Annotated in this window: 13 protein-coding genes; 11 read left to right on the forward strand and 2 right to left on the reverse strand. The window is 69.2% G+C overall.

Annotated features, from left to right (window positions below):
* Positions 1-36 precede the first annotated feature (36 nt).
* From thyX to ACFUNE_RS32180, 5 genes are all read left to right on the forward strand, one after another.
* A complete protein-coding gene (gene thyX, locus ACFUNE_RS32160) occupies positions 37-801 on the forward strand; it encodes an FAD-dependent thymidylate synthase (protein ID WP_383575309.1) in 765 nt (254 codons plus the stop codon).
* A 19-nt stretch (positions 802-820) separates the two neighbouring features.
* A complete protein-coding gene (locus ACFUNE_RS32165) occupies positions 821-1,381 on the forward strand; it encodes a TIGR00730 family Rossman fold protein (protein WP_383575311.1) in 561 nt (186 codons plus the stop codon).
* Between the two features lie 16 nt (positions 1,382-1,397).
* Positions 1,398-2,447, forward strand: a complete 1,050-nt coding sequence (locus ACFUNE_RS32170; RefSeq protein WP_383575313.1) for an isopenicillin N synthase family dioxygenase — start codon at positions 1,398-1,400, stop codon at positions 2,445-2,447.
* Positions 2,448-2,508: 61 nt separating this feature from the next.
* The gene (locus tag ACFUNE_RS32175) at positions 2,509-3,741 is read left to right on the forward strand and encodes an ATP-grasp domain-containing protein (protein WP_383575315.1); all 1,233 of its coding nucleotides are present in this window, start codon (positions 2,509-2,511) and stop codon (positions 3,739-3,741) included.
* A 160-nt stretch (positions 3,742-3,901) separates the two neighbouring features.
* Complete coding sequence (locus tag ACFUNE_RS32180) at positions 3,902-5,389, forward strand: uracil-xanthine permease family protein (protein WP_383575317.1); 1,488 nt, start codon at positions 3,902-3,904, stop codon at positions 5,387-5,389.
* 45 nt (positions 5,390-5,434) lie between these two features.
* Here ACFUNE_RS32180 and ACFUNE_RS32185 read toward each other — a convergent pair whose 3' ends face one another.
* Both ACFUNE_RS32185 and ACFUNE_RS32190 read right to left on the reverse strand, forming a co-directional pair.
* Positions 5,435-6,505 (reverse strand): LuxR family transcriptional regulator, encoded by a 1,071-nt coding sequence (locus ACFUNE_RS32185; protein ID WP_383575319.1) that lies wholly within the window; start codon positions 6,503-6,505, stop codon positions 5,435-5,437.
* Positions 6,506-6,648: 143 nt separating this feature from the next.
* Positions 6,649-7,683 (reverse strand): LuxR C-terminal-related transcriptional regulator, encoded by a 1,035-nt coding sequence (locus ACFUNE_RS32190; RefSeq protein ID WP_383575321.1) that lies wholly within the window; start codon positions 7,681-7,683, stop codon positions 6,649-6,651.
* 141 nt (positions 7,684-7,824) lie between these two features.
* Between ACFUNE_RS32190 and ACFUNE_RS32195 the strand changes: the two genes are divergently transcribed.
* From ACFUNE_RS32195 to ACFUNE_RS32220, 6 genes are all read left to right on the forward strand, one after another.
* Positions 7,825-9,096 carry an ATP-grasp domain-containing protein gene (locus tag ACFUNE_RS32195; protein ID WP_383575323.1) on the forward strand — a complete coding sequence of 424 codons (1,272 nt, stop codon included), beginning with the start codon at positions 7,825-7,827 and terminating at the stop codon, positions 9,094-9,096.
* 10 nt (positions 9,097-9,106) lie between these two features.
* On the forward strand, positions 9,107-10,330 hold the full coding sequence (locus ACFUNE_RS32200; protein ID WP_383575325.1) for an MFS transporter: 1,224 nt from the start codon (positions 9,107-9,109) through the stop codon (positions 10,328-10,330).
* Between the two features lie 38 nt (positions 10,331-10,368).
* Positions 10,369-11,628 (forward strand): ATP-grasp domain-containing protein, encoded by a 1,260-nt coding sequence (locus ACFUNE_RS32205; RefSeq protein ID WP_383575327.1) that lies wholly within the window; start codon positions 10,369-10,371, stop codon positions 11,626-11,628.
* A 3-nt stretch (positions 11,629-11,631) separates the two neighbouring features.
* Positions 11,632-12,918, forward strand: coding sequence for an acetyl-CoA carboxylase biotin carboxylase subunit family protein (locus ACFUNE_RS32210; protein WP_383575329.1), 1,287 nt, complete (start codon positions 11,632-11,634; stop codon positions 12,916-12,918).
* A gap of 50 nt (positions 12,919-12,968) precedes the next feature.
* Positions 12,969-13,667 carry a 2OG-Fe dioxygenase family protein gene (locus tag ACFUNE_RS32215; protein ID WP_383575331.1) on the forward strand — a complete coding sequence of 233 codons (699 nt, stop codon included), beginning with the start codon at positions 12,969-12,971 and terminating at the stop codon, positions 13,665-13,667.
* An 87-nt stretch (positions 13,668-13,754) separates the two neighbouring features.
* Entirely contained in the window at positions 13,755-14,195 is a 441-nt protein-coding gene (locus tag ACFUNE_RS32220; protein ID WP_383575483.1) for a PPOX class F420-dependent oxidoreductase, read from the forward strand.
* The last annotated feature ends 77 nt before the right edge of the window (positions 14,196-14,272 follow it).

A 14,272-nucleotide genomic window follows, 5' to 3' on the forward strand; every position in this document is an offset into this window, starting at 1 on the left:
CCGACGCAATCACGCCACCACAACGGAGGAAGCACGATGACGATCAGTACGACCGTTGAGGCCGAGACCACCGAATCCCTGGTCTTCGGGCCCGAGATCGAACTCCGCTCCACGATCACCGCGGAGCTGGTCGACCACACCGCATCCGACCTGGGGGTGGTACGCGCGGCCAGGGTCTCCACCGCCGGCGAGGACGCGCACCGGGAGGAGCGGGGCGACGCCTACATAGCCGGGCTCATCCAGTACCTGATGCGCAGCCGTCACGGCAGCCCTTTCGAGCACAATTCCCTGACGTTCCTGGTGCACGCGCCGATTTTCACGATCCGGCACATGATGCGGCACCGCATGTGGTCGTTCAACGAGGAGAGCGCCCGCTACAAGGACCTCAAGAACGTGTTCTACGTGCCGGACCGCGACCGAATGCTCCGGCAGGAGGGAAAGCCCGGACACTATCAGTACGTCGAGGGCAGCGAGCAGGACTACGAGCTGCTCTCCACCTCCACCAGCGAGGCCTATCGCGCGGCGTTCCGCGAGTACCAGCGTCTCCTCGACGCCGGGATCGCCCGTGAACTCGCACGTATCGTCCTTCCGGTCGCGACGTATTCCACGGTCTACGCGACCTGTAATGCCCGCTCGCTGATGCATTTCCTCGCCCTGCGCACCAATCGCTCGGACGCCACCTACGTGTCGCACCCCCAGCGTGAGATCGAGCTGGTCGCCGAGCAGATGGAGAACGAATTCGCGCGGCTGATGCCGCTGACCCACGCGTCCTTCGAGAAGTGCGGGCGTGTGAGTCCCTGACCGGACGGAGTCCTGTTCGATGCGCATCACGGTCTACGCAGGATCGGCCTTGGGAAACCGGCCGGTGTACCAGGAGGAAGCGGCGGTCTTCGCCAAGGAGATGGTCGCCGCGGGGCACGAGATCGTGTACGGCGGGGGAGCGGCGGGCCTCATGGGTGTCGTCGCAGACGCCGCGCTGGCGGCCGGCGGAAGGGTGACCGGTGTCATCCCCCGGCACCTGGTCGACGCCGAGGTGGCCCATACCGGCCTCACCGAACTGCACATCGTCGACACCATGCACCAACGCAAGCAGCTCATGGCCGACCTGGCGGACGCCTTCGTGGCGTTGCCGGGCGGGGTGGGGACGGTCGAGGAGATCCTCGAAGCATGGGCCTGGCTGATTCTCGGCAGTCATCGCAAGCCGATGGCGCTGCTGAACGTCGACGGGTACTGGGACCGGCTGCTGCGGATGAACTGCCGGATGTCGGCCAGCGGATTCCTCCGCCCCGAGGAGACGGACACACTGCCGGCCGTCGCCGACGCGGGCGAGTTCTCCGAGCTGATCAGGTTGTGGGAGCCCCCGCCGCCGCGCTGGGGCTGAGTCGAGAGTAGGAGCAATGTCCGTAACGAAGCTGGAGAGCATGACGCGCGAGGCCGCACCGGTCACCGTGGTGGACGGCTACGTCCCGGTGATCGATCTGAGCTCCGCCGGTTCGGGTCAGGACGCGGACCGGCAGCTGGCCGCGGTGATAGACGAGGTCTGCCGCACCAGCGGGTTCCTGGTGGTCGTCGGGCACGGGGTCCCGGAGGCCACGGTCACCGAGATGTACCGGGCGACGCGGGAGCTCTTCGCGCTGCCTGCCGCCGAGAAGGCCGCGCTCGGAGCGAAGCCGTCCGATCCCCTGATGCGTGGGTTCGGCCGCAAGGGCAGCCTGGCCGCGTCCAACGCGGAAGCCCTGGTCGAGCACGAGAGAGCCCTTCCGGACGTCTCGGAGACGTACACCATCAACCGGCTCGGTGAGCCCGCCGGCGGACGGGCCCTGCCCGCGGACGCCTCAGCGGCTCTGCGCACGCCCAACCAGTGGCCCGACCTGCCCGGATTCGCCGAGGCGTACCGCAGTTACTACGCGGCCATGGAGGTGCTGGCGGCCGACATCATGCGGCTGTTCGCACTCGCCCTCGATCTGCCGGAGGACTGGTTCGAGGAGAAGATCCGCCGTCACATGACGAACCTGACGGCGAACTTCTACCCGGCGCAGCCGGTACCGCCCGCTCCGGGGCAGTTGCGCAAGGGCATGCACAGCGACTGGGGCAGCCTCACGATCCTCTACCAGGACGACGGCCCCGGTGGTCTTCAGGTGCTCGACAAGACCGGCGAGTGGCTCGACGTCCCGGTCATCGAGGGCTCGTTCGTGGTGAACATCGGTGATCTGATGGCGATCTGGACCAACAATCGCTGGATCAGCACCGTTCACCGGGTGGTCAATCCGCCCAGGGAGCTCGCGGGCAAGGAGCGCTACTCGGTGCCGTTCTTCCACCAGCCGGCGTATGACGCCCTCATCGAGTGCATCCCGACCTGCACGGGGCCGGACAACCCGCCCCGGCACGAGCCCGTGCGCTCGGGCGACTACATCACCGGGAAGTTCAGCCGGGCGTACGGCACGTGAAGGTGCTGCCTGCGTGTACCGGACTGCCCCGGGCCGCATCGTGCAGGGCGAGGTGAGTGGCGTGGCCAGAGCTGTGCTGCTGCTGGGAGCGGAGAGTGAGACCGCCGAACACCTCGTGCTCGCGGCCGAGGCGCTCGATGTCGGGGTGCACGTCGCGGTTCACCGGGGGCTGTACCGGACCTATGCCGGCGCGCTGCGCAGACGGCTCGCGGATGTCGTGTTCTCCGACTTCCGTACCCCGATGGATGCTCTCGACCAGCTCTCCGAGCACTGCGCCCGGGAGGGTATCGGGGGCGTGGCGGCGGGTGGGGTCTTCCTCTCCCCGCTGGCCGCGTCGCTCGCGGACCGGCTCGGGCTGCCGGGCAACACCCCCGGCCCCGCACCGGCCGGCCGCGACAAGTGGCTGATGGCGCAGGCCTTTCGTGAGCGGGGTGTGCCCCACCCGCGCACGCTGGCGATCACGGCGTTCGACGACGCGGTACCGAGTGTGGGTGCGGCCGGGCTCGACTATCCCGTGATCGTGAAGCCGGCGGAGAGCTCGGCCTCGGTCGGGGTGTCCTTGGTGGACTCCCCGGACCATCTCGCGGGAGCGATCCGGGTGGCGCAGCGTCGGCGGGAACTCCGTTACGGGGCGCCCCTGGACGGCACCGTCCTGGTCCAGCAGTACCTGCGGGGCATCGCCTGCAGTGTCGTGACCGTCGCCCACCGGGGGACGTACGAACACCTCGCCATCCTGCGGAAGTACACCGCCGGGGGCCGTGGCCGGGAGGGGACCGGACACACGGTGCCCGCCGACATCGACCCGCGGAGCGAGGGCCCGGTCCTGGCCGCGGTGGAGAGGGGGCTGGCAGCGCTCGGTCTGAACGACGGCGTCGCCCAGAGCGATCTCGTCCTGACGGCTGCGGGACCGAAGCTGATCACCGTCGATGTCGGTCCGCCCGACGTGCCCACCATGCAGGTGATCGAGCACGCGAGCGGGGTCGACGTGGCGGCCGTGTATCTCCAGACCGTCCTGGGCGAGCGGCCGGACACCGGTCCGCGCCGCACCGGTGCGGCCGCGATCAGGTTCATCACCACGGTGCGGCACGGGGTCTTCCGCGGTCTTGACGGCCTCGCGGGAAGTCCGCACGTGGCTCTCGTGCGCTCCTACGTGGAGCCGGGGGAGCTCATCGGCAACGCCCACGCGCAGTTCACCCGGCTCGGGCACGTGATCGTGCAGGCTCCCAGTCCCGCTCAGGCGGACCTGCGTGCCGACGAGGCGATCGCCTGCATCTCCAGCCGGGTGGAGCCCTGACAGAAGCCTGAACCCCGCGTGCACGGTGTGGCGCGGAGTGTCCCGGGTGCGGTTGAGTTCCTCGGCGGTGTCCGCCGGCGACCTCCCGGCCCTCGATCATCGAATGGCGCGGACCGCCACCGGATGCCGGTGCGGCGGTCCGCCATGGACCGGAGGAACCATGAAGGGAACCTACCGCTCGGCCGGACGGCAACTGGGCCTCGGCTGGCGGCTGCACGGCGACGGCCGAGCGCCGCTTCCCGGCGCGTCGGTGATGCCTGACGAGAGGCTGTCCTGGCCGCGCACCGTGGGACTCGGGGCCCAGCACGTCGTGGCGATGTTCGGCGCGACCTTCGTGTTCCCCGTGGTCATGGGCCTGGACCCGAATCTCGCCATCATGATGTCCGGGCTGTCGACCGTGCTGTTCCTGCTCGTCGTACAGGGCAGGATCCCGAGCTATCTCGGCACCAGTGCGTCGTTCGTCGGCGCGGTCGCCGCCATCAGAGCGGCCGGAGGCAGCACGGGCACCGTCATCGGTGCGATCCTCGTGGCCGGTCTGGTGCTCGCGGCGGTCGGGCTGGTGGTCCACTTCGCGGGCCCCGGTCTGATCAACAAGGCCTTCCCGCCGGTCGTGTCGGGCGCGGTGGTCCTGCTGATCGGACTCAACCTCGCGCCGGTGGTGGCGGACATCTACTGGCCCCAGGACCAGTGGGTGGCGTTCGTGACCATGTGCGTCGTCGTCGGCGCGGGCGTTCTGCTGCGCGGATTCTGGGGCCGGCTCGCGGTGTTCGTCGGGCTCGTGTCCGGCTTCCTGCTGTCCTGGCTGCTGGACCGGCTGACCGGCCCGATCACCGCGCCCGGTCCGACCGGCGAGGTCGGCCGGCACCTGCGGGTGCAGCTGTCCGAGGTCGTCTCCGCCCCGTGGTTCGGGCTGCCGGACGTGCAGACGCCCACCTTCTCCGGCTCCGCGATCCTGCTCGTGCTGCCGGGTGTGATCGCGCTGCTGGCCGAGAACACCGGACACATCAAGGCCGTCGCCGAGATGACCGGAAAGGACCTCGACCCGCTGCTGGGCCGGGCCATTCTCGGTGACGGTCTGGCCACCGCGATGTCCTCGTCGGTGGGCGGCGCGCCGACCACCACGTACGCGGAGAACATCGGGGTCATGGCCGCGACCCGGGTCTATTCGACCGCGGCCTACTGGGCGGCGGCCGCAGTCGCGGTGGTGTTCGGGCTGTGTCCCAAGTTCGGCGCGCTCGTCGCGGCCACCCCGGGCGGGGTGCTCGGCGGCATCACCGTCGTGCTGTACGGAATGATCGGTCTGCTCGGCGTCAAGATCTGGATCAAGGCATCGGTGGACTTCGGCGACCCGGTGAACCTCGTCCCGATCGCCGCGGGCACCGTTCTCGGCGTCGGCGGGGTCTCGGTCACGCTCACGGACACGTTCTCGGTCAGCGGTATCGCGCTGGGCACTCTGGTGACCCTTGTCGGGTACCACGGGCTGGCCCTGGCCCGCCGACCGGACCGGCCGGCGGACCCGTCGCCACGGCGGCGCGGACCGGAGGACCTTCCGTCGCAGGTGGAAGCGGTGCCGCGGGTCGCTCCGCAGGCTGCGCCCCCTGGCGCGCAGCCGGTACCGCACCCGGCCGGAGCCGGGGCCGCGTCCTAGGAGGGGGCCGGACGTGGCGGGCCGGGCGGGACCTGCCGGACATGCCTAGAGTTCCGGACGCAGGGGCGGGCGGGGATCATCCTGATCCCCGCCCGCCCCTGTCGTCGCGACGGCGTCGACCCCGGCCCCCGCAGCCAGCAGGCCGAGCTTGTAGCCCAACTGGAATCTGCTCTCCGCTCTGAGCTCTGCCTTGAGTTTGGCCAGGTGAGAGGCGTACGCGCGCGTACTGAGTCCGATCCGCTTCGCGATGGCGCTGTCGCTGTCCCCGTGGATCAGGCATCGGATGATCGTTTCGCGCAGCATGGCGCTGATGTGGATCGACTCGTTCGGGGTTCGCGACCCCTGGAACGTCTTGGCCCGCTGCCAGTTGCGCTCGAAGACCTCGACGAGGAAGCGCACGACCGCCGGCTCCCGGATGATGACGGCCTGGTCGCGTTCGGTGTCGGCGGGGATGAAGGCCAGGCGCCGGTCGACGATGATGATCCGGTCGAAGAATTCGTCCAGGGTGCGCACCTCGGCCCCGAGGGCCGTTATCTCGGTGACGTATTCCCTGGTCGGGCCGTCGTGCCAGGCGGTGTGCTGGTACAGCGTCCGGACTTCCACACCGCGGTCGAGCAGCGTCGCCGTCTGTTCGCGGATGGTGGACAGTGTCGCCTTGGGCCGGCCGCCTCCCGGCTGGGCGGTCAGCAGCTCCTTGCCCGCCTGCTGCACGGTCTCGTTGATGACCGCGCTGATCGCGGCCTTGCCCTCGATCCGGACGATCGGCTCCCCGCCGAGGGTGCCGGAGGCGTTGCGGGACTCGCCGATCAAGGGGCTGAGCAGGTCCGTCAGACTGCGTGCCTCTTCCAGCATGGCCAGGGCGGACGACCGCAGCAGCGCTCCGAGCCTGGCTTCGACGATGCCCGGGTCCACCGCGGCCACCTGTGCCGGCGCCGTGGCGTCCTCGCACACCATCCCCATGGACAGGAGCTCCTGGATCGTCCCGCGATCCGGCGGGTGGCTCCCGTCCGACGTGGCGAAAGGTTCCTGCTCGTGCCGCCCGCGGGACTCCCCGCGGAGGAGTTCGACATACGTCGTGCGTGCCTTCGCACTGGGTACGAGTGGTACTGGCTTCATCGGGTACATAGCCAACTCCGTTGATGAGGTCCGGTCTTCACACAGGAGCGGGCGGATTCTAGCCCATGGGCCTGAAGAAACAGGTTGGTTGGCCGGTTCCGACGTGTCCCGTCGATGGCCGCCCGCCCCAGGGCCCCCATCCGTCACTCTTCCCTCTCCGCCTCCAGCGGAAGGCCCATTTGCCAAACTTTGTAACCCGCTTGAAAGCGGCTTGTTGCACCCAGTTCATCGGTGATGTCCTTGATGTACCTGCGGCAGGTCCGCGTGGCCATGCCCAGCCGTTTGGCGATGACCTCGTCCTTCAGGCCGGCGGCCATCAGCCGCAGGATCGAGATGCGCAGCTCCTCGGCGGTCTGCTGGTACTCCGCCTGCCCGGTCTCGAAGGGCTGGCCGGACTCCCAGATGCTCTCGAACATCCGGTAGAGGAACCCCACCACGGTCGGGTCGGTGACGATCGACGCCCCCTGTGGCCGCCCCTCCGTGCGCGGCTGCGGCACGAAGGCGGTCTCCCGGTCAAAAATGATCATGCGCTCGAACATCTCCGCAGTGGTCCGGACCTGGGCTCCGGCGGCCGACACCTCGCGCACGTACCCCCTGGTCGTGAGGCTGGCGCGGGCGGTGTGCTGGTAGAGAGTGCGCAACTGCACGCCGCGTTCCAGCATCGACAGACTCTCCCTGACGATGCCCCGCAAGGTGTCCGGGCTGCGGCCGCCCCCTGGCTGGATACTGACCATTTCCTCGGTGCACAGCCGGGTCATCATCGACAGCTCGTGCTGAACCCTGGCCGGTTCGTCGAAGGAGCGCACTCCCGCGCCCCGGCGCCCCGCGAGGGTGCGCTCCGCGAAGAGCGGTGACAGGGGGCGCAGCTGCTCGTGGATGCGGGTCAGGGCCTGCTGCCGCTGCTGTATCTCCCGTTCCAGCGGCGCGCGGACCATCATCTCGGCGATCGCCGGATCGGCCGGAATCGGCTCGGCGTCGTCGCCCGCCGGCAGGAGCAGCCCGAGCGCCAGCAGGTCCGCGCACGCCTGGCTCAGCTCGGCCGGGGACAGTCCCAGATCGGCCGGCGCCTCGACCTCGTCGGGGAGCCTGCCATTCCGCAGGATCCATTCATAGACGGACAGCGGGATTGCCCCGAGGTCCAGCGGTTCGGTGCGGCGTTGTGTCCGATAATGCTCCATTTGTCGATAACCTCTTCCGGTCAGGCCAGCTTAGGACACCGAGTATCTCTCCACAGCGGTCGTTGCGGCTGACAAGGTCTTCATATCGCGCTGACAGCACGGTCGTTGGCTGGCCGAAGCTCCCCGGAAGGGTGAATCAACATGCGCAGAATCGCATTCTTGCGTTCCATCGAGATCCAGCAGACAAAGCCTTTCTTGCAGGCGCTCTCCGGTCGATTCGAGAGGGATGGTATCGAGGCCCGGCTGTTCTACACGGATGGCGAGTGCGGGCCGGACGAATTCCCCGGAAGTTCGGAGAAGATACCGCAGGACATATCGCCGGACGACCTCGCGAAAAAGGTGATCGACTGGGCTGCGGACGGCGTCGTATCGCTTTCCATCGCCGACGAGAACGCTCTTCGCGACGCGGTGGTGAAGCGCCGGCTGGAGCCGCTCGGAATTCCGATGGTCATGCACAGCGTGTCCGCCACGTCCCTGACGGCGAACAAGTGGGAGACCAAGCGGCTGCTCATCGAGCAGGGTTTCGACACCCCGCCCGGTGTGCTCGTCGACAGTGATGTCCTGGCCGGCCGCGGGCTGCTGATCCCGGCCTATGTCGACTCGATCCTCCTTCAGGTGTCCGACCTCGGATACCCGGTCCTGAGCAAGCCGCTCTGGGACTGCATGGGAGCCGGGATGGTGGTCATCCCCGACGAGTCCGCACTCGAACGTCATCTGGCGGATCGCCACGACGGCAATTTCATCCTGGAGAAGTGCGTCTCCGGCGAGATCTGTTCGGTGGAGGTCGTCGGCGCCCACGGCGAGTACGTCGTCCACCCGGTCGTCTGGCAGGGCCCTGCCGAGGAGGGCCCGGTCTTCAACTTCGGCCGCCTGCGCTCGGTGGCCCCCCGTGAGGCGGCCGACCTGGCCTTCGCTCCCATCGTGGAGAAGCTCCAGCGGCTCGGCCGGGAGCTCGCGCTCGAGGGCGCCGTCGGGCTGGACATGATCTACGAGGACGGGGTGTACCGGATCCTCGAGATCAATCCGAGGGTCACCGGTACGACCACCCCCTGCATCGCCGCCACGGACTTCAATACCTACGACTGCCTCGTATCGATTCTGGACGGCACCTGGCCCACCGGCGTGGCCCATGTGCGGGAGCTCAAGCGGGTTGCTCTCCAATTCCCGGTGCGTGAACTCTCCCCGGAATTCGTCGCGGACGCCGGGCGTGAACTCGATGTCGTACGGACGCAGACACTCACCATCGACGGTGTCGAGCACCCGAACATGATCATCACGTGCGAGCTCGACGCTCGTGCGGACTTGCCGGCCACACTCGAATCGCTCTGGCAGCGGCACCGGTTCACCGAGCGCTCGTTCCTGGAACAGATCGCGGACGCCGTCGGTGCGGCGGAAGCCCACACGAGGGAATAGGACAACGGGCATGCGTATTGGCACCTATCGGAAGGTTCTCGCCCAGCCGGGAATCGGCCCGCTCATGCTGCTGGGATTCTTCTCGAAGATCGCTGTGGTGGCGATTCCGGTCGTGATGAATCTGGGCGTCGTATTCGGGCTGGACCGTGGATTCGGCGCCGCGGGTCTGGTGATCGCGGTCTGGACCGTGGGCGTGGCCATCGGCGGACCGCTCCAGGGCCGGATGATGGACAAGTACGGGGTCCGCCCCGTTCTCGGGGTCTCCCTGCTGGGGCAGTTGCTCTTCTGGGAACTCGGACCCAGCATGTCGTACGGCGTGCTCACGGCCAGTGCGGTCGCGTGCGGGCTGCTGAATCTTCCCGGCTTCGCGATCGTGCGCCTGCGGCTCGCCGTGGGGGTCCCGGAGGAGCGGCGGCACACGGCGTTCGCACTGGACGCCATGACGTCCAACATCTCCTACATGGTCGGCCCCGCGCTGGGTGTCACCATCGCGACCGCCATCTCCAGCGACGTCTCCATGCGGGGTCTCGGCCTGGTCGTCGGCCTCGCGGGCGCCGGACTCTGGCTGCTCAACCCCCAGGTGCGCGACGCGGCGAAGACCGTGGACAGCACGCCGCCGAAGGTGCCGGTGCGCCAGTGGTTCAAGGGCGCTCTCATCCCCGTACTCGCGGCCACCACGGCCACCACACTCGCGACCGCCGGTTACGAGACGGCGATCGTGGGCGGGCTGCGCGACTCCGGGCAGGTCGAATGGTCCGGCCTGGTACTGACCGTCTGCGGACTCTGCTCGCTGATCGGGGCGCTCGTCTACGGCTCCCTGAAGAAGCCGCCGCTGCCGGCTGCGGGCATCGCCGCACTCGTGGGTGTCACCACTCTCCTCGGCGGGTTCGCCACGGGTGACTGGCGATGGCTCTGCCTGGCCATGGTGCTGCCCGCGGCCCTCTGCTCGCCCGCGTTCGCGGCGACGGCGAGCGCGGCCAGCGCGCTCGCCCCGGTCGGCGCCCGGGGCCTGGTGATGGGCTGTTACAGCGCCGCGCTCACGCTCGGCAACAGCATCGGCGCACCGCTGTCCGGAGCCGTCCTGGACGCCAGGAGCCCCGTCTGGGCCTTCACCGTGATCGGCCTGGCGAGCGCCGGGCTGGCCGGACTCGCCCTGGCCCGAGGGGCCTACCTGGCCAGAAGCGACGTCAAGGAGAACCGGGCCGCCCCGGCACTGGCGGACACACCCGCCTGACAGGCACATCGCGTTCAAGAAAAGCGGTTGGAGAGACTGTGAACACCAAGGGTTACGTCGTCATCGTCGACGCGTTCGCCGCTGCACGCTTCTTCCCCCCGGAGTTCAGCCAGGCCGGCTACCAGTGCGTACGGGTCCAGAGCACCCCACAGGTGCCTGAGGCCTTCGCGGACTCCCTCGACCTCACGCTGTACGCCGACAACATCATCCACTCCGGAGACCTCGCCGAGACGGTGCGGGCGGCCGGTGTCTACGAGCCGGTGGCCGTCTTCGCCGGCAGCGAGTTCGGGGTCGAGTTCGCCGACCGGCTCAGCGAGGCGATGGGCCTGCCCAGCAACGGCACCGCGCTCAGCGCCGCCCGCCGGGACAAGTTCACGATGATCGAGACGATCAAGGCCGCCGGAGTGCGCGGCGCCCGCCAGCTGCTGGCCACGAGCGAGGAGGAACTCGTCCGCTGGCACGAGGACCTGGGCTCCCGCGTCGTGGTGAAGCCCCTCAAGAGCGCGGGCAACGACGGCGTCAGGTTCTGTGCGACGCCCGCGGAGAGCGCGGCCGCGTTCCGGGAGCTCACCGGGGCGGAGAACCTGTTCTCGGAGCGCAACGAGGGTGTGGTCGCCCAGGAGCATCTCTTCGGCGGCGAGTACATGGTCAACACCGTCAGCAGGGACGGCCGCCACCATGTCACCGACATCATGGGCACCACCCGGATCTCCGTCAACGGCGTCCACGACATCAGCAACTCCGTCTACCTCCTGCCCCGCCGCGGCGAGGTGCAGGACCAGCTCGTCGCCTACGCCTTCGACGTGCTCCAGGCGCTCGGAGTGGCTCACGGCCCGTCCCACATCGAGATCAAGATGACCGCCACCGGTCCGGTACTCATCGAGATGGGTGCCCGGATCTGCGGCGGTGACCTCCCCCACTACGTCCAGCTCGCCACCGGGGAGTCGCCGTTCGACTGGACCGCCGACGCCTATGTGCGCCCCGAACGCTTCCACGCGCGCTGCGACGACGACTACCGGATCGAGCGGTTCTTCTCCTCGGTCGGACTGGTCGCCGGCACCACGGGCACCCTCCGCTCGCTGCGCCACCTGGACACCGTGCGGGAGCTGGAGAGCTTCCACGACGTGTCGCAGTTCGTGCCGGTGGGCGGGACGGTCGTGCCCACCACGAACGACAGCACCTATGTCGGCTTCGTGAGGCTCTTCCACGAGGAGGAGGAGGTCGTCCGGCGCGACAGCAACACCATCCACTACCTCGACGGCGACGGAATGTACGAGCTCGCCGAGCAGGAGGCCTGAGCCGTGACCGGAACAAGTGACGCGCGTCCGCACATCGTCGTCATCAACCGCTGGCGCGAGAGCTACGCGCGTTACGCGGACTACCTGGACCACGCGGCCCACCACGTCTCCTACATCACGACAGGAGTGGGCCGGGCATCCGTGCCCGCCGCGGCGGGTGACGTGATGGTGGTCGCGGCCACGGACGACCTGGAGTCGGTGCGCGCCGCGCTGCGGGTGCTCGCGGTCCGGCACGGCCGCCCGGACCGGATCGTCGCCCTGAAGGAGGACGACCTGCTGATCGCGGCGCAGCTGCGCGAGGAGTGGGGCTGCCCCGGCCAACGGGTGGAGCAGCTGGCCCACTTCAGGGACAAGTACCTGATGGCGACCGGTGTCGCGGCGGCCGGTCTCGACCTGCCGGCGTTCGCCCGGGCCACCGATGCCGCGGCCGTCCTGGAGTTCGGCGGTACCCACGGCTGGCCGCTGATCGTGAAGCCGGTGATGGGCAGCTCCAGCGAGGGCGTCGTGCGGCTCGACGGTCCCGACGACGTGCGGTCGGTCCGGTTCACGGACACGCCGATGATCGTGCAGAGCTTCGAGGCCGGGCAGATCTACCACGTCGACGGCGTCTTCACGGGCCAGGACATCCAGCACTGGCGGGCGTCCCGCTACGTCAACACCTGCCTGGGCTTCCGCACCGGCGACTTCCTCGGCTCGGTGGAGGAGGACGACGCGGACATCAACCGGGCCATCGGTGAGAGCGCCGTCCGGTATCTGCGGGCGCTCTCCGCCGAGCCGCTCGTCTTCCACCTGGAGGTGTTCGTGAACACCTCGACGGGCCTGCCCCGGGTCAGCTTCCTCGAAGTCGGGGCCAGGGTCGGCGGGGCGGAGATCCCCTTCATATGGCGTGAGATCCACGGCTACGACCTGATGGACGCCGCCTTCCAGTTGCAGCTCGGGCGGCCGGTGCCGGAGGCGCCCCCGCACGACAGCGGTGAGGTCGGGGGATACCTGCTGATCCCGGCTCCCGAGGAGCGGCCCTGCCGGATCACCGAGGTCACGCCGATGACCGGCCGGTCCCCGGGCCCGTACGCCGAGGCCCTGCTGCGGGTGGGCGACGTCCTGCCTCTCGCGGACGCGTACTACGAGCACGTCGGCGGGAGGTTCCGTTTCCGCGGGCGGTCCGGCCAGGACGTGGAGGAGGCGCTGGTCGCCACCGCCGCGGCGTTCCGGGTGTCCGGAGTGCCGGCCGACGTCACCGACGGGACCCCCGTCCGACGGGAGCAACTTCTGGAACCGAGCCAGGCATGAGCGCCCGGACCGGATCGCCTGAACGCCAGCTACGAAGAGGAGTGCATTCCATGACCACCACCGCGATCACCACCACCCCGTTCCTCCACTCTTCGGCGGAACTCCTGACGGGCGAGCCGGCCTCGTACGCCGACTGGGAGCTCAAGGAGTTCACCGGCTCCTGGGAGGATCTGGAGGTCGACGCCTACCTGAAGGACGGGGCGACCTTCCGCCGCCGAAGGTACGGCCAGTTCCGGCTCGACGGTGACCGGATCGTTCCGGTCGCCACCGGAGCGTTCGAGCAGTCCACCGAGGTGAACGCGGTGTTCGGCGGCCTCCAGCGGCACTTCGAGCCGATACGCGACCACGTGGCCGCGTCGCCGGTGCTCCAGTCGATCGTGTCCACCTTCCTGTCGGTGCTGCCCGGCCCGCTGGACACCGCGACGGCGGGCATCGGCGTCCACCAGATCCGGATCATCGCGCGCAGGGACGAGGCGTGGCCGCCGGCCCCGGAGGGGATCCACGAGGACGGACACCACTACGTGGCGCAGGTGCTGATCAACCGCCAGAACGTGGTCGGGGGTGAGTCGCAGCTGTACGACCGGGAGCGCGCGCCGCTCTTCCGGACCACGCTGCTCGAACCGTTCGAGTCGATCGTGATCGACGACCGCAGGGTGTTCCACGGTGTCTCCGCGGTGGCCCCTGCCGAGGACGTCAGCGTCGGTGTGCGCGACATGATGCTGATCGACTTCTTCCCCCTGGGCGACTGACCGGGCCGGCCGGCCGTCGGGAGACGGGTTCCCGGCGGCCCGTCCCCATCCCCTCCGAGGCAAGGAGCCGACGCCCTCATGAAGCCCATGTCCGAAGCGCAGTGGCAGGCGTTCGTCCTGTCGGGCACCCGTACGGGGAAGCTGGCGATCCGGCGCAAGGACGGCCGGACCCACGTCACTCCCGTGTGGTTCCTGCTCGACCGCACGGACGCCGGCGCGGACCGGCCGCAGGTCGTCTTCACCACCTGGCACGCGTCGGTCAAGGCGAAGGCCCTGCTCCGCACCCCCCGGTTCGCCCTGTGCGTGGATGACCAGGTCCCGCCCTACGGCTACGTGATGCTGGAGTGCACCGCCCGCGTCACCCAGGACCCGGCGGACCTGCGGGAGTGGGCCACCCGGATCGGTGGCCGCTACATGGGAGAGGAGCGTGCCGATGCCTACGGGGCGCGCAACTCGGTACCGGGCGAATACCTGGTCCGTGCCGCCGTCGACAGGGTCATCGCCTTCGAGGGGATCGCGGACGAGTAGGACACGGACCCGCGGGAGAAGCCCCGGAGTTCACGCGCGCCGTGAACGGCCGGGGCTCTCCGCGTTCCCGGCCGCCT

Source organism: Streptomyces sp. NPDC057287 (assembly GCF_042667905.1).
GTDB lineage: Bacteria > Actinomycetota > Actinomycetes > Streptomycetales > Streptomycetaceae > Streptomyces.